19 protein-coding genes are annotated in these 19002 nt (G+C 62.1%); 12 read left to right on the top strand and 7 right to left on the bottom strand.

Translation table 11 applies throughout. The features are described from left to right. The first annotated feature begins 15 nt into the window (after positions 1-15). The 3 genes from FJ424_RS05905 to FJ424_RS05895 all read left to right on the top strand — a co-directional run bounded on the left by FJ424_RS05905 (position 16) and on the right by FJ424_RS05895 (position 3661). On the top strand, positions 16-1515 hold the full coding sequence (locus FJ424_RS05905) for a sugar ABC transporter ATP-binding protein (protein ID WP_140659002.1): 1500 nt from the start codon (positions 16-18) through the stop codon (positions 1513-1515). Continuing rightward, on the top strand, positions 1512-2558 hold the full coding sequence (locus FJ424_RS05900) for an ABC transporter permease (RefSeq protein ID WP_140659003.1): 1047 nt from the start codon (positions 1512-1514) through the stop codon (positions 2556-2558). The genes FJ424_RS05905 and FJ424_RS05900 overlap by 4 nt, the downstream gene beginning before the upstream one ends. A 140-nt stretch (positions 2559-2698) precedes the next feature. Beyond that, the gene (locus FJ424_RS05895) at positions 2699-3661 is read left to right on the top strand and encodes an aldo/keto reductase (RefSeq protein ID WP_140659004.1); all 963 of its coding nucleotides are present in this window, start codon (positions 2699-2701) and stop codon (positions 3659-3661) included. A gap of 267 nt (positions 3662-3928) precedes the next feature. Here FJ424_RS05895 and iolG read toward each other — a convergent pair whose 3' ends face one another. Next, complete coding sequence (gene iolG / locus FJ424_RS05890; RefSeq protein ID WP_210239396.1) at positions 3929-4936, bottom strand: inositol 2-dehydrogenase; 1008 nt, start codon at positions 4934-4936, stop codon at positions 3929-3931. Between the two features lie 490 nt (positions 4937-5426). Here iolG and FJ424_RS05880 point away from each other — a divergent pair, with 490 nt between their 5' ends. The 6 genes from FJ424_RS05880 to FJ424_RS05855 all read left to right on the top strand — a co-directional run bounded on the left by FJ424_RS05880 (position 5427) and on the right by FJ424_RS05855 (position 10889). Beyond that, complete coding sequence (locus FJ424_RS05880) at positions 5427-5720, top strand: hypothetical protein (RefSeq protein ID WP_140659007.1); 294 nt, start codon at positions 5427-5429, stop codon at positions 5718-5720. Positions 5721-5835: 115 nt separating this feature from the next. Then, complete coding sequence (locus tag FJ424_RS05875) at positions 5836-6630, top strand: ATP-binding cassette domain-containing protein (RefSeq protein ID WP_140659008.1); 795 nt, start codon at positions 5836-5838, stop codon at positions 6628-6630. Next, positions 6614-7615 carry an ABC transporter permease gene (locus FJ424_RS05870; protein ID WP_140659009.1) on the top strand — a complete coding sequence of 334 codons (1002 nt, stop codon included), beginning with the start codon at positions 6614-6616 and terminating at the stop codon, positions 7613-7615. Before FJ424_RS05875 ends, FJ424_RS05870 begins: the two co-directional genes overlap by 17 nt. An 82-nt stretch (positions 7616-7697) precedes the next feature. Continuing rightward, entirely contained in the window at positions 7698-8597 is a 900-nt protein-coding gene (locus tag FJ424_RS05865) for a sugar ABC transporter substrate-binding protein (protein WP_140659010.1), read from the top strand. 70 nt (positions 8598-8667) lie between these two features. After that, the gene (locus FJ424_RS05860; RefSeq protein WP_140659011.1) at positions 8668-9849 is read left to right on the top strand and encodes a Gfo/Idh/MocA family oxidoreductase; all 1182 of its coding nucleotides are present in this window, start codon (positions 8668-8670) and stop codon (positions 9847-9849) included. Between the two features lie 5 nt (positions 9850-9854). After that, positions 9855-10889 (top strand): hydroxyacid dehydrogenase, encoded by a 1035-nt coding sequence (locus tag FJ424_RS05855; RefSeq protein WP_140659040.1) that lies wholly within the window; start codon positions 9855-9857, stop codon positions 10887-10889. 232 nt (positions 10890-11121) lie between these two features. Here FJ424_RS05855 and FJ424_RS05850 read toward each other — a convergent pair whose 3' ends face one another. From FJ424_RS05850 to FJ424_RS05835, 4 genes are read right to left on the bottom strand one after another with little or no spacing between them, the layout of a single operon-like run. Continuing rightward, entirely contained in the window at positions 11122-11463 is a 342-nt protein-coding gene (locus tag FJ424_RS05850; RefSeq protein ID WP_140659012.1) for a hypothetical protein, read from the bottom strand. Then, a complete protein-coding gene (locus FJ424_RS05845; protein WP_140659013.1) occupies positions 11460-12347 on the bottom strand; it encodes an NAD(P)-dependent oxidoreductase in 888 nt (295 codons plus the stop codon). Before FJ424_RS05845 ends, FJ424_RS05850 begins: the two co-directional genes overlap by 4 nt. Further along, positions 12344-12880 carry a gluconokinase gene (locus tag FJ424_RS05840; RefSeq protein ID WP_140659014.1) on the bottom strand — a complete coding sequence of 179 codons (537 nt, stop codon included), beginning with the start codon at positions 12878-12880 and terminating at the stop codon, positions 12344-12346. Before FJ424_RS05840 ends, FJ424_RS05845 begins: the two co-directional genes overlap by 4 nt. Continuing rightward, a complete protein-coding gene (locus tag FJ424_RS05835; RefSeq protein ID WP_140659015.1) occupies positions 12849-13604 on the bottom strand; it encodes an SDR family oxidoreductase in 756 nt (251 codons plus the stop codon). Before FJ424_RS05835 ends, FJ424_RS05840 begins: the two co-directional genes overlap by 32 nt. A gap of 78 nt (positions 13605-13682) precedes the next feature. Between FJ424_RS05835 and FJ424_RS05830 the strand changes: the two genes are divergently transcribed. Genes FJ424_RS05830 through FJ424_RS05820 form a run of 3 tightly spaced genes read left to right on the top strand, consistent with a single transcriptional unit; the run spans position 13683 to position 16742 of the window. Continuing rightward, a complete protein-coding gene (locus FJ424_RS05830) occupies positions 13683-14630 on the top strand; it encodes a 2-hydroxyacid dehydrogenase (RefSeq protein WP_140659016.1) in 948 nt (315 codons plus the stop codon). A gap of 10 nt (positions 14631-14640) precedes the next feature. After that, positions 14641-15675, top strand: a complete 1035-nt coding sequence (locus FJ424_RS05825; protein WP_140659017.1) for an L-idonate 5-dehydrogenase — start codon at positions 14641-14643, stop codon at positions 15673-15675. Positions 15676-15722: 47 nt separating this feature from the next. Beyond that, the gene (locus tag FJ424_RS05820) at positions 15723-16742 is read left to right on the top strand and encodes a LacI family DNA-binding transcriptional regulator (protein ID WP_181170672.1); all 1020 of its coding nucleotides are present in this window, start codon (positions 15723-15725) and stop codon (positions 16740-16742) included. Between the two features lie 74 nt (positions 16743-16816). Here FJ424_RS05820 and FJ424_RS05815 read toward each other — a convergent pair whose 3' ends face one another. Both FJ424_RS05815 and FJ424_RS05810 read right to left on the bottom strand, forming a co-directional pair. After that, positions 16817-17914, bottom strand: a complete 1098-nt coding sequence (locus FJ424_RS05815) for a substrate-binding domain-containing protein (protein WP_140659018.1) — start codon at positions 17912-17914, stop codon at positions 16817-16819. 13 nt (positions 17915-17927) lie between these two features. After that, positions 17928-18995: an ABC transporter permease gene (locus FJ424_RS05810; RefSeq protein ID WP_140659019.1), complete on the bottom strand. Its 1068-nt coding sequence runs from the start codon at positions 18993-18995 to the stop codon at positions 17928-17930. Positions 18996-19002 lie beyond the last annotated feature (7 nt).

The raw sequence follows: 19002 nt of genomic DNA, 5'->3' as shown, positions 1-19002 counted from the left end.
CAGGAGGAACCAGCCGTGGAGCCGAAGATCATGGACAACGCGCGACCCATCGTCGAGATGCGTGACATCGCCAAGACCTTTGGCTCGACCCGGGCTCTTCGCGGCGTGAATTTCACCGTCATGCGCGGTGAGGTTCACGCCCTGTTGGGCCGCAATGGCGCGGGAAAGAGCACGCTTGTTTCCACCTTGAGCGGATATGTCTCGGCCGATACCGGATCAATCAGAATTGGAGAGGTGGAGGTAGAAGCGGTCGGCCAAAACTACGCGCCGAGCATTCGCAAGCTGATTGCCCACGTTCAACAAACGCCTCAGCTGTTCAACCTTCTGACGGTGGCGGAGAACCTTTTTGTGGAGAATCCTCTCGTCCGCAGAGGGTTCGGCGTGGTGAGCCACAAGCTGATGCTGGAGCGCGCAGCTGACCTGCTGAGCGAATGGAATATGGACATCCAACCCCGGTCGCTGGCAGGGGAGCTGGGCGCCGGGACGAGACAGCTGCTCGAGATCATGAAAGCCCTCAGCCGGGGTGTGCCTGTGATGATCCTGGACGAGCCAACCGCCGCCTTGAGCAATGCGGAAAAACGCATTCTGTTCGAGCATGTGAGGGCGCTCAAAGCCAAGGGCGTCTCGTTCGTCTATATCTCGCACCACCTCGACGAGGTTTTCGAGATTGCCGATACAGTCACGATCTTGAGGGACGGGAAGGTCGTGAAGGAACGCGAGCCTGTGGAGCATCTCGACGTAGAGATCATCGCCGACCTTATGATGGGCGAAAAGACGGCCCGAAGCACGCGCCAGGACCTCATGGCGGATGGAGCGCCTATTCTGCTCCAGGCCAAGGGAATTCGGCTCGACCGTTTTTCGGAAAAGGATATCGACTTCGAGGTAAGGGCGGGCGAGATCGTCGCTCTGGCAGGGCCCGTAGGCGGCGGGAAGGAAGCGCTCGCAATGGTCCTTGCTGGCCAGCAAAGGCCTGAAAGCGGCGAGGTGATTAGCCCGGGTGGAAAGTTACCCACTATCGGCCTGGTTCCCACCGACAGGCATGCCAGCGGCTATGTCGGCATTCTGGGTGTTCGCGAGAACGTAGCGATCGGCGGCCTTGACGTCTTGTCCGGCAAGCTGGGTTTTATCAGCAAAGGCAAGGAAGCTACGCATGTCGGGCGGCTTGCCCAGCAGACGAACGTAATTGCTTCGTCTCTGGAGCAAGCGGTGAGCCAGCTCAGCGGCGGCAATCAGCAGAAGGTCGTTTTCGCGCGCGCGCTTTGTCGAGTTCCCGAGGTCATCGTCGCTCTCAGTCCAACCCGCGGCGTCGATGTGGGAGCCAAGGAGCAGCTCTATTCGCTGTTGCGCGATCTTGCCAGCAAGGGGCTGGGGGTTGTGGTCGTCTCGGACGAGGAAGACGAAATTGATCAGCTGGCCAACCGGGTCGTTATCGTGTTCGAGGGGCACGTCGTTGATGAACTGGTGGGTGAATACACAATCAAAGATCTAATCCTGCGAATGGAGGGCGTCGTATGAGCATCGATATCGTGAGCAAATCAACGCCGAAGAAGGAACATTCCGGACAGTCACGACTGTCCGCCTATGGAAGCGCCTTTGTGGCCGGCGGATATACAATGTACCCGGTCCTTCTCATACTGGTGATCGTTGGTGCCATCGTTGCTCCTCGGTTCGCCACGGCGGCCAATCTGCTGAATATCCTCGACCAGGTGAGCGTTCTGGGCCTGACGACAATCGGACTGACTTTCGTCGTCCTGATAGGTCGACTGGATCTGTCGCTCGAGGGCATTGTCGGCTTCGCTCCGATGTTGGCAGCCGTCACCCTGGTGCCTGCGGCGGCTGGCGGACTTGGATTGGAGTTGCCGAGTTGGACTGGCCTATTCGTTGCCCTGGGTACTGCGGGGTTGATCGGGCTTTTCAATGGTTTCATGGTCGTCAGGGTGGGCCTCAATCCGTTCATCTCGACGCTCGGGCTGCTTGTGCTGCTTCGCGGCGGAGTGCTGATCATTTCCAACGGGCGTTCGATCTACTCTCCCGGGAAAGCGCTGACCTATCTCGGCTCCGAGAGTTGGTTCGGTGTTCCTGTTTCGGTGATCGTTTTCATTGTGGTCGCGGCTGTGGTCGGCCTGGTCTTTCACTACCACCGCTACGGCCGGGCGTTGTATGCTATCGGCGGCAATGAAGACGCCGCGAGGGCCGCCGGCATTAACGTGGACAGGGTCATTTGGTCGGCGTTTGTCTTTGCGGCTCTCTTGGCGGGTCTGGCCGGTGTTCTGATGACGGGGCGCCTTGACTCGACGGTGACAACCCAAGGACAGGGGATCATTTTCTCCGCCTTTGCGGCCGCGGTGATCGGGGGCGTAAGTCTTGGCGGCGGCCGAGGGACAATCGTTGGAGTTGTTAGCGGAGTGCTCTTGATTGGCGTCATCAACAACTTGCTCACGCTGGCGCAGGTTCCGTCCTTTTACGTTCAGGCATCGACCGGTGCCGTCATCATAGTGGCAGCGGTGCTGACGACGATCGCGAGCCAGCGCTCGAGCGGCGTGCGAACCCGAACCTGAGATATTATGCCGGCAGGGACCAAGGGTTTCTGCCGGCATAACTGCCAAGCTCGAATGTGGGTGCGTGCACGGCTTCAACACAGTGGACACTCAACGGGTCGAAGTCCGCTCTTGTTGCTAGTCCTAACGTGGAGGCGGCGGTGAAACGGAGACCAATCGGCCGGACTGGATTGGAAGTTACCGAAATCTGTTTCGGAACAGCTCCTCTCGGCGGGATGCCGGACACTTATGGCTATAGCGTCGACGAAGCCACCGCCCTTGCGACCATCCGAGCGATTTTCGACGGCCCGGTCAACTTCATGGACACTTCCCGCAACTACGGCTTTGGCCGTAGCGAGGAGCGGATTGGAACTGTGATCAGGGAGCGTGGTGGTCTGCCTCCAGGATTTGTACTTTCGACGAAATTAGACCGGGATATGGGTACAGGCCGCTTCGACGCCGGTCGCGCCAGGAAGTCGCTTGAGGAGAGCCTTCTGGCGCTCGGTCTCGACAGCGTTCACATACTGCACCTTCACGACCCTGAACATTCCGCCGATCTCGACGAGATCACGCGGCCAGGCGGTGCGCTCGATGAATTGTTTCGGATGAAGGAGGAAGGCCTAGCGACCGCCGTCGGGTTGGCAATGGGCCGTCTCGATATCATGCTGCCGATCGTGAGAGACAGGCCGTTTGACGTCTTGCTCAACCACAATCGCTTCACGCTTTTGAACCGATCGGCAGGTCATCTCTTCGAGCTTGCCAATGAAAGAGGGATAGCTGTGTTCAATGCGGCTCCGTACGCCGGCGGAGTCCTGGCAAAGGGCAGTTCGCGGGTGTCTCGAATAACCTATCAAGAGATTGATGAAACAAAGCTCGCACCTGTGCGCCAGATCGAGGCGCTGTGCAGAAAGCATTCCCTGGCCCCTGGCGCGGCAGCACTGCAGTTCTCATTAAATGACCCGCGGATAACCTCGACCGTGGTAGGTGTTTCAAAACCCGAAAGGATCGCCCAGACGCTTGACTGGGCCGCCGCGGCCATCCCTGAACAGGCTTGGGAGGATCTTGGGAAGATTGGGTATTCGGTGGATGATCCCGAGGCCCGGCGGCACTATAAACCGGGATAGCGAGGCGCAAGCACAATCTGCAGCAATGCATTCGTCCTTCGCCAGCAATGTCGTGGTCTTGGCTCACTCAAAATCTGCTCGACGCTCGAGGATGCGCTGACGTCCGCGGAATGTGGGCTTGCCGCCTGGCGGGCAAAGAAATCGCATTCGAGCGCGCCGATGCGCTTCACGCTATCGCCCACGAAAATGACCCGTCGCAAGAACGAAGCGGCGCGGATGATTTCGACCGAAACAGCAAGCTCCTTGCCCAGTCGGGGCGCGAAGGGGTTATCCGATCTCGCTGGTGTTCACGACGCGGCGCTCTGCGATCGATTTCATCGCCGCTTCAGCAAGGACGAGTGCCAGGCGTCCGTCTTCGAAGCTCACAGCAGGCGCCTCCCCACGTTCAACGGCATTGGCAAAGGCGTCGATTTCAGCATTGAAGGCCTCCTGGTAGCGTTCGATGAAGAAATGCAGATAGGGCTCGGCTTTGTCCGTGAACCCTTGGCCGTAGATCCTGGCACCGTGCGCGCGGCGGTTTTCGGAGATCGCCATTCCGCCTGAACCGAACGCCTCGACGCGTTGGTCGTATCCGTAGACGGCCCGACGGGAATTGTTGATGATGGCTTGCTTCCCGCTAGCCGTCTTCATCACGACGGTCACGGTATCCCAGTCGCCCGCTCGCTCCATCAATTCCGGATCGACCAGGCGGGCGCCGGTTGCGAACACTTCGACAGGTTCCTCGTCGAGCATGAAGCGCGCCAGGTCGAAATCGTGAATCGTCATGTCCCGCAATATCCCGCCCGACACTTCGATGTAGGCGGCAGGAGCCATGTCGGGATCCCGCGAGGTGATGATGACTTGATGGAGTTTCCCGATCTCGCCGCCTTGGATTGCAGTCCGTACGGCCCTATGGCCCGGGTCGAAGCGGCGGACGAAGCCGATCATGATTGGCAACTTCGTGCCGCGCACATTGGCGGCGCAGCGATTGACCCGCTCCAGGTCGAGATCTATCGGTTTCTCGCACAACACTGCCTTACCCGCGGCTATAGCCTGCTCGATATAGGCGACATGCGTGTCCGTTGCCGTGGCAATCAAAATGGCATCAATGGCGGAAGCGAACATGGCTTCTGCTGAGTCCAGCGCCGGCACGCGCAAAGCCTTGGCCACGTCGGTCGCCGCGGCCCGGTTCACATCGTAGACACCCGCGAGCGTCGTACGAGGATGGGCAGCGACATTCGCCGCATGCATGCGCCCGATGCGTCCACAACCGAGCACGCCGATCCTGAGCATGATGAGTCTCCAGTCTGAAACAGAAATTGCGTATTGCGGGGTGCAAAGCACCTCGAACCAACTCGTTCGCCCGTCTCAAACGTCTGAGGTGGGCGGTGCCCGCGTGCTCGGCTGCCGGGGGGCGTCCCCGATCTCTGCCGTGCCATAAGTCGGCGCCACGAGTCTGTCGGCGATACGCATCGGCGTCGACTGTCCCGCACCGTTCTCGCCCACCAGGGCTATCACTTTCGCCCGCCCTGCGCCGCGAGGTCGATGCCCTCAAGACCGAAACGCCTGCAAAAGATTAGCAATCTTTTGGAAGGCGAGGAGGGCCATTGTCAGGAATGCTTTCCAGACCGCCGTCCCGCGTCCGGACAAGAAGTTTTCTGCGCGCTCCGGTGCCGCGACCAACGACATGATTCCTCTGTCGGAATTTCTGCAATAATCATTGCATAGATATTGATTTGTCAATAGTCATTTCGTACGTTTAGTCAAAGCATCCTGGGAGGATCACATGACAGGCATGGCCCGGCCGACTATGGCGCAGGCGCTCGTGCGCTATTTGTGCGACCAGTTCACCATACGGATGGCGAAAGGGCGCCCCCTCTTTCCGCGGGTGTTCGTCAATTGGAGGCGAATCGTGAAACGCCGGGCTGCAACCGGTTATGAGGGCTGGTTCGCCTGGAAACCGAACAGGAGCCCGGCCCTCGGCTCCGCTGCTCGAGATCACGAAGCTCCGACAAAAGGAACTGTGCGCGTGATGCCTGCGGCAGGTTGCCAGTGGAGTCTGAAGCGTGAACAGCATTGACGGAAGGTCTAGGCCAAACCTTCCCCGCGTCATTAGTTTGCGCGCTCGCTCAAACTCATGCCGCAGTGAAACGCGATCCATCGATTGCGGACATAAGACATAAAGGAGGAAACCATTGGATCCTGTCGAGGCAAAGCCGCTTCCGCTTCTGGAGGCCAAGAACATCGCAAAGTATTTCGGCGCGATCACAGCGCTAGGTGGCGTGAACTTCCACGTCGATGCCGGTGAGGTCCTGGGTGTCGTCGGCGACAACGGAGCCGGCAAGTCCACGCTCATGAAAATCCTTTCCGGCCTCTACACGCCGAGCGAGGGCGAGCTCCTGTTCCAGGGGAGGCCGGTGCATTTCTCCAGCCCGAAGGAGGCTCGGCTTCTTGGTATCGAGATGGTCTACCAGGACTTTGCGCTCGCCGGAAACATGCCGATCTACGAGAATATCTATCTGGGTCGCGAACCGGGCCGAAAGTTCGGACCTTTGCGCATCGTCGACCATGAGAGATCCCGCGCCATGGCGCGGGAGCACCTCGACAGGCTCAAGATCAGCGTCAAGTCCATCGACCAGCAGACGGAAAATCTCAGCGGCGGCCAGCGTCAGGCCGTGGCGATCGCGCGGGCGACCGCCTTCGACGCCAAGCTCGTCATCATGGACGAGCCCACGGCCGCGCTCGCCATCAAGGAGGTCGGCAAGGTTCTGGACCTCATCCGCTCGCTAAAGGAGCACGGCGTCGCAGTGATCGTCATCTCGCATCGTATGGACGACATCTTTTATTGCTGCGACCGGGTGATGGCACTCTTCCAGGGCACAAACTTCGCCGACGCCAAGCTCGCCGACACGAACCGCAACGAGGTGATCGGCTGGATCATGGGCACAAAGAACCACACTGAGGAGCTCGCTCATGACCGCGTCCACTAGCACGCTGTACCACCCGAAGATCTCCCATTTCATGGAGACTTACGGCATCGTGTTGATCGTGCTGGTCATGATGGCCATTCTCGCCGTCATCAAGCCGGACGTCTTCCTCTCGGCGGAGAACCTGACCAACATCCTCAAGCAGAACGCTTCGCTGGCGCTTCTGGCGCTCGGGATGCTGGTCGTCATCGTCACAGGCGGTATCGACCTGTCGGTTGGTTCGACCATGGCGCTCGCCATGGTTTGTATCGCTATGGCCAGCAGAGTCGGCGTTCCGTGGCCAATCTGCCTCCTCATCGGACCGGTCGTGGGCCTTGCCGTGGGTTGGGCCAACGGCATTGGGCTGACCTGGCTCAAGCTGCCTCATCCCTTCATTATGACGCTGGGCACGCTCAATATCGGCCGCGGCCTTACGTATCTGCTGACTGGCGGCGCTCCCGTGTCGGGACTTCAGCCGGAACTACGCTACCTGGGCGTCTCATATTGGGGACTTGGCATCTTCAATCCGCCGGCCGGTCTGCCCGTCAGCCTAGTCGTCGTCGCCATCAGTGCGGTTCTGCTGTGGCTTTTCCTTAACCGGACCTCGACCGGCCGTCATATATACGCCATCGGCGGGAATCCCCACGCGGCGCGCGTGTCCGGCGTCAATGTCGATCGGGTGCTGACCGCCGTTTACATGATCTGCGGTTTCTTCGCCGGTCTTGCCGGGTTGCTCCTCGTCGGCCGCACCGGCAGCGGCTTTCCGAACGCCGGCATCGGCATCGAGCTCGACGCGGTCGCCGCGGTCATCATCGGCGGCGCCTCCTTTTTCGGCGGCCGCGGCACGGTGCTCGGCGTTCTTGCGGGCGTCCTGATCATGGGGCTGCTGCGCAACGGCCTCAACATCAACAATGTCAGCGCCTTCTGGCAAATGATCCTCATTGGCTTCGTTATCATCATCGCCGTCTACATCGATGTTGTGCGGAGAAAGGCAGCCATCCGAACCTGACGGTTCGCGATTCCGGCGACGGTCGTCTCCACGTCCCGGTGAATATTCGAGCGAGACCTACAAAAAACCCGGGAGGTTATCCATGCGAAAAATATTGCTTGCAGGCATTGCTTTGGGCGCGATGATCGCGTCGGCATATGCCGATACTTATGTCGTCAGCATGAAAGGACCGGCGGCCGGCAATCCATACTGGGCCGCCTTCGAGGAAGGCGCGAAAGCCAAGGGCAAAGAACTTGGGGTCGACGTCCAGGTCGTCTCGCCGCCCAGTGAAACCGACGTACAGGCCCAGATCAGCCAGATCGAGGATTTGATCGCGCAGAAGGTTGCCGGGATAGCGCTGGCGCCCACCGATCCGGCGGCCCTGGCTCCGGTGGTCGATGAAGCCAAGACCGCCGGCATCAATGTGGTCTTCGTGGACGGCGCCGGCACCAACAAGATTCCCTTCATCGGCACCGACAATCTGGCAGGCGGGAAGCTCGGCGGCGAGTTTATGTGCAAGAAACTGCCTGCCGGCTCCGAGGTCGCCATTCTTCAGGGCGTGATGAGCACGACGAACGGCGCTGACCGCTACAATGGCGCCAAGGCGGCGCTCGAAGGCTGCGGCATGAAGGTGGTGGCGGCACAGCCCGCCGACTGGGACCGAGCCAAAGGACAGTCGGTTACGGAAACGATCCTGGCCGGCAATCCCAACATAAAAGGCATCTTCGGCTCCAATGACAACATGGCGCTTGGCGCTGTCGAGGCCCTCAAAGCTGCGTCCAAGTTGAAGGACGTCATGGTGGTCGGGTACGACGCCAATCCGGATGCTGCGAACTCGATCCTGGCGGGAGAGCTGACGGCGTCGGTGGCGCAGGCGCCAAAGAAGATGGCGGCGCTCGGCATCCAGGCGCTGGTCGACCTCAAGGCCGGCAAGCAGGTCCCCATGGTGACTGATCCGGGCACGGTTCTGGTCACCAAGGAGAACGCCGAACAGTACAAGTGAAACACGGCGGCGGCTCTTGTGCCGTCAAGAGCCGCCATTCTTCGTCTGGACGACTGTAGGAGCATACGCGATGACCGAAAATCCACGAGACACTGCTTTCCCTCTGCCATCGCGCATGCTTCGCCTGGGTTTCGTAGGCGGCGGCCAAGGCGCGTTCATCGGCGAGGTTCACGCCAATGGCGCGCTGCTTTCAAAGCGCTGGCAGATCGTAGCTGGCGCCTTGTCCTCCAATCCCTTGCGCGCCAAAGATTCCGGTCGCAAATGGATGCTTGCCGAAGACCGCATCTACACGGATTTCCGGGAAATGGCAGCACGCGAGGCCGGCCGTTCGGACGGGATCGATGCCGTTGTGATAACGACTCCTAACCATCTTCATCATCCGGTGGCGGCGGCCTTTATGGATGCGGGCATCGATGTGATTTCCGATAAACCGCTGACGACCACGCTTGCCGATGCATGCGATCTTGTGCGGCGGCAGCAGGATACCGGTCTGGTTTTCGGCGTGACCTATGCCTACGCCTCGCATGTCATGGTGCGCCAAGCGCGTGAAATGATCCGCGCCGGGATGCTGGGCGAGATACGTCAGGTGCATGTCGAATATTTCCAGGAATGGGCGCTCAACCTAACCGATGAAGATGGCACCCCTCCGTGGCGGCTCGATCCAGCCAGGGTTGGTAATGCATTCACCGTCGGTGACATCGGCACTCATGCGGCCCACCTGGCTTCTTTTGCGACGGGCAGGGACATCGAGCTGGTCAGGGCGCTCTTCCACGTTGCTGGAAAGCCGAAAGCGCTTGAGGACACGGCCTTCATGCACTTGCGTTTCGAGGGCGGTGTGCCGGGCACCTTGATGGTGTCGCAGGCAGCCGCGGGGACTCAATGCGGGCTCCGATTGCGTGTGTTTGGTACATTGGCTGGGCTGGAATGGAACCAGGAGAACCCGGAATTTCTGTCATTCACGCCGCAGGATTCGCCGATGCAGATCATAGGCCGTGGCTACGGCGCCGGCATGCTGCCCGCCGCGGCACGGTTCGTACGCATGCCGCGCGGTCATCCGGAGGCTCTCACCGACGCTTGGGCGAACCTCTACACCGAACTGGCCGTCGCCGTTGATGCGCGACGCGCCGGCAGGACGGTGCCGGAGGGACTGCTTGCCTATCCCACTGTCGTCGACGGCGCCAAGGGCGTTAAGTTCGTGGAGGCGGCGGTACGGTCCAATGCGACCGGCGATTGGGTGGACTGCGGGCTGTGACGGTCATGCCGGAAGGACCTCTCATCCTCATCGCCGATCCCGAACCCCGCACGCTCGCAATGATCTTCGAGCCGGAGGCCATGGCGCGATTGAAGCAGTTGGGCACTGTGCGCGTGCACGCTGACGGCCAGCACCTTTCCAACCAGGAACTCGATGCCGCTTTGGCCCGGGCTGCGATCGTCATCGGTCAGATCGACCTACCTGCCGAGCGTCTTGCCCGTATGGGCAAGTTGAAGGCGATCTTCAACGTCGAAGGTAATTTTCTGCCCAACATAGACTATGGGTGGTGTTTCCAGCACGGCATCCACGTTCTCAACACGAGCCCGGTCTACGCCACCTCCGTCGCCGAGACGGCGCTCGGCATGGCGCTCGATCTCTGTCGGGAGATTACCTCGACTCACGAGGCGTTCCGCTCCAAGTCGGAGAAGTGGGGCCTTGAGAGTAATGGGGGCAGCTTCCTGTTGACCGGGACAAAAGCGGGTATCGTCGGGTTGGGTGACCTTGGAAGCGCGCTACGCAGGATGCTGATGCCCTTTCGTTGCGAGGTTCGCGTATTCGATCCATGGCTGTCGGAGCGACGCGTGCGTGAACAAGATTGCATTCCGTCCGATCTGGATGACGTGTTCCGTCTGTCGCGCGTCGTGTTTCTATTCGCCAGTTCGACCAGCGAAAACCAAGGTTCTATCGGCAAACGCGAATTGGATCTGATGCAACGCGGGTCAGTGCTGCTGGTCATGAGCCGTGCTGGCATCATCGACTTCGAATCTCTCGAAGCATCTGTCCGGAGCGGCCATGTGCGTGCTGGCATAGATGTCTTTCCGGTTGAGCCGTTGCCTCGGGATTCCGCACTCCGGCATCTCGAGGGCGTCATCCTCTCCAGTCATCGGAGCGGCGGCATGCCAGAGAGCTTCTTGGAAATCGGTCGGCTCGTTGTCGCCGACAGCGAACTTATCCTGCGTGGACTACCCCCACAGGCATGCAAACGGGCCGAACGCGAGACTGTCGCCCGCATGCGCAGCCGACCGGTCTCAAAATCCTAGGCGCGCAGAGCTTGAGATCAAGACGCTTGGACAACTTGGGATGAACCGAGGCACTAGGATCATCATCCGAGCGTTTCCTTGCCCCCGATCACCTACTGCTTCGAAAAGCAGGTTACCATGGCTCCTAGCGGCTATCTCCGCGGCTTGATCAGTGACTTTAGGATCACATAGCGGCAAACCCGTTTTCTCGACTCGAGCGCTGATAAGTACCGAATCTTCGTCCTGATATTCGTCAATCTCCGGCCAATGAAAACTCGTTGGCGATGGTGACGTGGTGGTGAATGCAACCCTCGAAGTACCTGGACAACACTGCCTCTGTCGCGGCACGTGATTCAGCGCGTACGGGGCTGGCCAAAGCCGCATCGACGGCCGCCATATCTGGGTAGTTGATCGCCAGGATCATCGGAAATTCAGGCGCACCATCGTCGCGTTTTTCCGCGAAGCTGACTCGAACGTCGAGCGCGCCCGGGAAGGCCTTCCACTTCGGCAGAACCGTCTCAATCACGTCCTTGCGGAACGCTTCGATCTGACCTTCCTTCACTTTGCCTTCAAACAACGCATAGCGTGTGATCATCTGCTCGGTTCCTCATCCTTGCGTTGGAAAAATTCCATCAGTGCGGCCTGGTCCTCGCCGCCCAGCCCTGCGGCCGTCAATAGCCGGTGCACCTCGGCGCAGACCGCCGTCAGCGGCATTGCGGTGTGCGTGCGCCGCGCCAGGTCCTGGGCGGCGTTGAGGTCCTTCACCATGTTGTCGATGCGGCCGGTTCGCCGGTAGTCGCGAGTGGCGAAGCGCGGCAGGTATTCCTGCAGGATGGCGCTGTCGGCGCGGCCGCCTTTCAGCGCCTGCGGGATCTTGAGCGCGTCGACGCCGGCGTCAAGCGCCAGCTTGGTCGCTTCGGCGACGGCCATGAAGTTCAGCGCGCATAGCACCTGGTTGATCAGCTTGGTCGTCTGGCCGGCCCCGGCCGGGCCCATATGCGTGTAGTTGGTGGCGACGTGGCGCAGCACCTTGTGGGCGTCGGCCACATCCTCGGCTTCGCCGCCGGCCATAAGCGTCAATTCTCCAGTCAGCGCCTTGGGCGCGCCGCCGGACAGCGGACTGTCGACCCAGCGCAAACCCTTCTCGCTGGCGTCGGCGGCGAGTTGGCGCGTCGCGTCGGGGTCGATGGACGACATGTCGATGATCAGCGTGCCGGGCTTCGCCCCAGCCGCCACGCCGGCATCGCCGAACACGGCGCGGCGCACGATCGCCGCCGAATTGAGGCTGAGGATCACGTAGTCGGACGCGCCGGCGGCCTCGGCCGCGCTCGCCATGGCGGTCGCGCCCCTGGCGACCAGCGCCTCCACCTTGGCCTTGTCGAGATCGAACACGGCGAGGCGATTGCCGGTGGCAAGCAGGCGCTCGCCGATCGCCCCGCCCATGGCGCCGGCGCCAATCAATGATACTTTGTGGTTCATGACGATAGCTCCCCGAATTTCGTTGTTATATCCGCGACAATCTCATCGAGCGGCGCGTCGATCGGCACGGCGATCGCATTCTCGTCCTTGCCCGGAACTTCCAGTGTCGCGAACTGACTGTCGAGAAGGCTGGTAGGCATGAAGTGGCCAGTGCGCTCATGCATGCGCTTCGAGATCAGCTCGCGCGAGCCGTCGAGATGGATGAACAGCACCGGCGCACCCGCCTGCTCGGTGATGAAATCGCGATAGGCGCGCTTCAGCGCCGAGCAGCCGACGATCACCGGCGCGGGCGCTAGCCGCAGCATTTCGCCGACCTTGGCCAGCCACGGCCACCGATCGGCATCTTCCAGCGCAATGCCGGCGCTCATCTTGGCGATGTTGACCTCAGGGTGCAGCTTGTCGCCGTCTATGAATGTCGCCGCGATCGCGCGGGCGAACGCCTCGCCGATCGTCGTCTTGCCCGAACCGGTAACGCCCATGACCACCATGCGCGGCGGCCCGTCAGATCGAAGCTGTGATGCCGCCATCGACATAGAGAATGTGTCCGTTGACAAAGGATGACGCGTCGGCGGCCAAGAAGACGCAGGCGCCGACCAGTTCCTCGACCTTGCCCCAGCGGCCGGCCGGCGTGCGCTTTTCGAGCCAGTCGCTAAAGGCCGGGTCGGCGACGAGTGCCGCGTTGAGCGGCGTGTCGAAATAGCCCGGCGCGATCGCATTGCATTGCAAGCCATGTTTTGCCCAGTCGGTCGCCATGCCCTTGGTCAGGTTGCCGACCGCGCCCTTGGTCGCCGTGTAGGGCGCTATGCCCGGCCGGGCGAGTGCCGTCTGCACGCTGGCGATGTTGATGATCTTGCCACGGCCGCGCTTGATCATGTGCCGGGCCACCGCCTGGCCGACATGGAAGACGCTGGCGACATTGGTCTGCAACAGGCGTTCGAACGCCTCGGCGGGAAAATCCTCGAGCGGCGTGCGAAACTGCATGCCGGCATTGTTGACGAGGATGTCGATTGGCGTGCCGGCAAGCTCGAAAGCGTCGACGGCGGCCCGGACCTTGTCATGGTCGGTGGCGTCGAAGGTAAGCGTCGCCGCGCCCGGAAGCTGACTGGCAACGGCCGTGAGCTTTGCCTCATCGCGGCCATTGAGGACCACCTTGGCGCCGGCTTCGGCCAAGCCTTTGGCCAAGGCAAGTCCGATGCCCTGCGAGGAGCCGGTTACGAGCACGGTGCGCCCGCTGAGATCGAATAGATTGGACGACATTTTCCCGATTGCCTCTTGTGGCTGCGCGCCTTATGTTATCGATAACATCATCTGTCAAGTCAAGTGGAGCGAATACCGATGCAGCGGCCTCACATCCTTCAGGTTGGACCCTATCCCGCGTGGGACGAGGAGCCGCTCAACGGAGCCTTCACGGTGCACCGCTATTTCGCCGCCGAAGACAAGACGGCGTTCCTCGCCGAGATCGGACCGCAGGTGCGCGGCATCGCCACACGCGGCGAGCTCGGCGCGAACCGCGCCATGATCGAGGCCTGCCCTTCGCTCGAGGTGGTATCGGTCTATGGCGTCGGTTTTGACGCAGTCGATCTCGTGGCATGCCGGGAGCGCGGCGTGCGCGTCACCAACACACCGGACGTCCTGACCAACGACGTCGCCGATCTCGGCATCGCCATGATGCTGTGCCTGTCGCGCGGCATGATCGGCGCCGAGCGCTGGGTACGCGACGGCAGCTGGGTGGCCAAAGGGCTTTATCCGCTCAAGCGGCGTGTCTGGGGCCGTCGGGCCGGCGTGCTTGGCCTCGGCCGCATCGGCTATGAGGTGGCCAAGCGTCTCGCCGGCTTCGGCATGGACATCGCCTACAGCGACGTCGCGCCGAAGGATTTCGCACCGGACTGGGAATTCATTGGCGATCCCGTCGCGCTGGCCGGACGTTCCGACTTCCTGTTTGTCACGCTCGCCGCATCCGCCGCGACGCACCATATCGTCAACACGAAGGTGATCACGGCCCTCGGCGAGGAGGGCATGCTGATCAACATTTCGCGCGCGTCCAACATCGACGAGGATGCGCTGCTCGAAGCGCTCGAGAACAAGGTGCTCGGCTCGGCCGCGCTCGATGTCTTCGAGGGCGAGCCGAAGCTCAATCCGCGATTTCTCGCGCTCGATAACGTGCTGCTGCAGCCGCATCATGCGTCGGGGACCGTCGAAACCCGCAAGGCCATGGGCAAGCTGGTGCGCGATAATCTTACCGCCCATTTCGCCGGCCAGCCGCTTCTTACGCCGGTGCTCTAAGAGGTTAGCCATGAAATCCATCGTCATCCATGCCGCCAGAGACCTGCGCATCGAGGATCGTCCGGCTGAGGAGCCGGGCCAGGGCCAGGTGCTCGTGCGTCTCGCCGCCGGCGGGATCTGTGGCAGCGACCTGCACTACTATAATCACGGCGGCTTCGGAACGGTGCGCCTGAAGGAGCCGATGATCCTCGGCCATGAAGTGTCCGGCGTCGTCGAGAAGCTTGGCTCCGGCGTCAGTGGGCTGGAGCGCGGGCAACTGGTCGCGGTGTCGCCGTCGCGGCCCTGCTACGGCTGCCGCTATTGCCGCGAAGGAATGCACAATCAGTGCCTCAACATGCGCTTTTACGGCAGCGCTATGCCGTTTCCGCATATCCAGGGTGCGTTCCGCGAAATGCTGGTGGCGGATGCGCTGCAATGCGTGCCGGCCGACGGGCTGACGGCCGGGGAGGCGGCGATGGCCGAACCGCTGGCGGTCTGCCTCCACGCCACGCGGCGCGCCGGCGAGATGCTGGGCAAACGCGTACTGGTCACCGGCTGCGGACCGATTGGCCTCTTGTCGATCCTCAGTGCGCGGCGGGCGGGCGCTGCCGAGATCGTCGCGGTGGACATCACCGATTTCACGCTGACGATGGCGCTGCGCGCCGGCGCCGACAAGACGATCAACACCGGCACCGATCCGGAAGGGCTTACGCCCTATCTCGCCGACAAGGGGACGTTCCACATCCTCTATGAATGCTCGGGCGCGGCGGCGGCGCTGGCGCAAGGCATCGCGGCGCTGCGCCCGCGCGGCACGATCGTGCAGCTCGGCCTCGGCGGCGCCGAGATGGCGCTGCCGATGTCGGCTGTCACCACCAAGGAACTGTCGATCAACGGCTCGTTCCGCTTTCACCCGGAATTCGCCGTCGGGGTCGAGCTGATGCGCAAGAGGCTGGTCGACGTGAAGCCGTTGATCACTCATACGGTGGCGCTCGGCGAGGCGCTTTCCGGCTTCGAGCTCGCCAATGACCGCAGCCGGGCAATGAAGGTCCAGATCGCTTTCAGGTGAGCGTTGGAGTGCGTTGCATTCCGCAGTGATATCGATAACGTACGGCCATGCAGCCTTCGCCCAAACGCCCGACCATGGCCGATGTCGCGCATCGCGCCAACGTCTCGACGATGACCGTCTCGCGCGCGTTCAAGCGCGATACGTCGGTCAGCGCGGACACGCGCGACCGCATCCTCAAGGCGGCTGAAGAGCTCGGCTATGTCTTCGACAGCATCGCCGCCAATCTGTCCTCGCGCCGCTCCGGATTCGTGGCCGCGACAATCCCCTCGATCAACAACGCCAATTTCGCCGATACCGTGCGCGGCATGACCGAAGGCCTGCGCGACAGCGGGCTGGAGATACTGCTCGGCTTCACCGACTACAATGTCGAGGAAGAGGAGCGCCTCGTGGGGCAATTGCTGCAGCGGCGGCCGGAAGCGATCATCGTCACCGGCGGCCGGCACACGCCGCGCTGCCGCAAGATGCTCGCCAACGCTGGCGTGCCGGTGGTGGAGACCTGGGATCTGCCCAGCGAGCCGATCGGCCATGTCGTCGGCTTCTCCAACGCCGATGCCGGGCGGCTGATGGTCGAGCATTTCGTCGGACGCGGCTACTCGCGGCTCGGCTTCATCGGCGGCGACACCTCGCGCGATACACGCGGCCTCGACCGCCGGCGCGGTTTCATCGCCGCGCTGCAGGATCGCGGCCTCGACGCCTCCCGCGTTATCGCCTCGGGCGTGCCGCCGATCTCGATGCGCGAGGGCGCCGCCGCCATGGTCGAGATGATCTCGCGCTGGCCGGACACCCAGGCGGTGATGTGCGTGTCGGACCTGTCCGCTTTCGGCGCGCTGATGGAATGTGTGCGGCGCGGCATCCGCGTCCCCGAGGATGTGGCGATTGCCGGCTTCGGCGCCTATGACCTCGCCGAGCAGTCGGTGCCGCCGATTACCACGATCGATGTCGGCGCGCATGAGATCGGCATCCGCGTCGCCGAGCTGGTGCTCGACCTGCTCAATGGCCGGCGCGCGGCCGAAGAAAGGATCGTTGTCGGCATGACGCCGACGGTGATCGTGCGGCAAACCGCCTGACAACAGGGGACGCGAACGGCCGACGAGATGATCGCCGGCCGCTGTTCTGCTGCTTGTCCGGAGTTCGGTCTAACCTATTTGCCCCAGATCTTCTTGTATTCGTCGCGGTAGCCATTGCCCGGGTCGAAGCGGTTGTCGGGGCCGCCGTCAAACTCGACATTATCCGACGTCACCACATGTAGCGGCGAGATGTAGCCCGACCATTTTTCGCCCGCCATGGCGCGGTTGAGCTCGTCGACCAGCTGCCAGCCCTGCAGGTTCAGCGGCTCGGCCACCGTCACCTTCTGGAACTGGGCGGAGCGGATGCGCTGATAGGCCGACTCCGAGCCGTCGCCCGCCGCCACGTTGATTGGCGCGTCGGTGCCCGACTTGCCGGCGGCCGCCAGCGATGGCCCCATGAAGTCGAAATAGAGGTCGTTGATGGCCAGCGAATGGGTCCAAGCGTCGCCGTATTTCTGCAGCAGCGAGGTGGTGAGCTGCGGCATGCGCTGCGAGGTCTCCGCAATCGGCGTGTCGACATATTCGAGCACCTTGCCACCGAGATCCTCGATCTCCTTCTTCATCCGGTCCGCCTTGGCAATGGCAATCTGATAGGTGGAGTCGGTGAAGATGATGACGCCGGGCTTGCCCTTGGCATCGACGAAAGCCCAGTCGGCCGCCGCCTTCGACACTTCCATCGGATCGGTCGAGACGTTGGCGATGATGCCGAGGTCGTCGATCGGGCCGACCGTCGGCGCCGCGTGCCATGCGACCATCGGAATCTTGGCGGCCTTCGCCTGCTCCATCGCCGGCTTCTGCTCGACGGCGTCGAAGCCGTTGATGATGATGCCGTCGGGATTGAGCGCCAGCGCCTGGCCGAAGGCCGCGGTGCGGCCGCCGATGGAACCGGCGCCGTCAAGCGTCTTGACCGTCCAGCCGAGCGCCGCCGCGCCTTCCTCGACGCCCTTGGTGACGCCCAGAATGCCGCCATTCTTCATGTCGGCGCCAAGCACGACGATGGTCTTGCCGGCAGCGCCCTTCGGTCCGCTCGTCGGTCCGTCCCACTTCTCGACCTTGCTGGCATATTTGTCGGCGACTGCCTTGGCGTCGGCCATCGGGTCGGCCAGCGCGGTCGAGGCGATGCCAAGCGCCAGGCCGGCGACGCCAAGCTGAAGAAATGTTCTGCGATGCATGTTTCTTCTCCCATTAAGCGTTGTTGGTTGTCTTTGTTGGATGGTGGGTGGTTGGTGGAGGCGGCACGACAGCCCCGCGGCGGCGCTGCGCGTAGCCGGCGATGCCGATTGCCACGAGCAAGGTGACGCCGTTGAAGAGCGGCTCGACCCAGAACGAGCCGCCGAACTGCTGGATGCCGGAAATGCCGACGGCGAGGATGACGACGCCGACGATCGTGCCCCAGACATTGACGCGGCCGGGCTTGATGGTGGTCGATCCGAGGAAGGCGCCGACCAGCGCCGGCAACAGATATTCGAGACCGACGCTGGCCTGGCCGATCCTGAGCTTCGAGGCGAGCAGCACGCCGCCAAGCGCGGTGAGCGCGCCGGAGGCGACGAAGGCGCCCATGACGAATTTCTGCACGGGAATGCCGTTGAGCGCCGCCGCCTTCGGGTTGGCGCCGATGGCGTAAAGGTAACGGCCGATCGGAAGGTATTCGAGCACCAGCCACATCACGAGCGCCAGGACGACCACGTAGTAGCCGGTGATCGGCAGGCCGAACAGCATAGTGCCGTTGAGGGAGAGGAAGCCGCCGGGAAGCATGCCGACGATCTGGCGGCCGCCCGTGTACCACATGGCTAAAGCATAGAGCACGGTGCCGGTGCCGAGCGTGGCGATGAAGGAATCGATACGCGCCACTTCGACCAACAATCCGTTGATGAAGCCGGTGACGACGCCGAGCAGGATAACGATCAGCACCGCAATGGGCCACGGGACGCCGAAGGCGGTCTGCAGGCTGATGGCCAAGACATGCCACAGCACGATGCCGTAACCAACCGTCAGGTCGATGCGGCCAGCTGCCATGGGGATCATCGCGGCCAGCGACAATATCGCGATTATTGCCTTGTCGGAGACGATCGAGCGCAGATTGAGCAGCGTCGGGAAGGTCCTGGGCAAGAGCAACGAAAACAACAGGATCAGCAGCAGCATCAGAATCGGCAGGCCGTAGACCGGCAGATAGCGTGCCGCCTTCTGGGCGGAGCTCAACCCGGCAAGCTCCGAGCGGGTCGGCTCCAGCGCCGTCGATTTGATCGAGTTCATGGATCCT

It is taken from the genome of Mesorhizobium sp. B3-1-8 (assembly GCF_006439495.1).
Lineage (GTDB): Bacteria > Pseudomonadota > Alphaproteobacteria > Rhizobiales > Rhizobiaceae > Mesorhizobium.
Note: the sequence above shows the minus strand (reverse complement) of the source record. Positions and strands in the feature narration are given on the sequence as shown.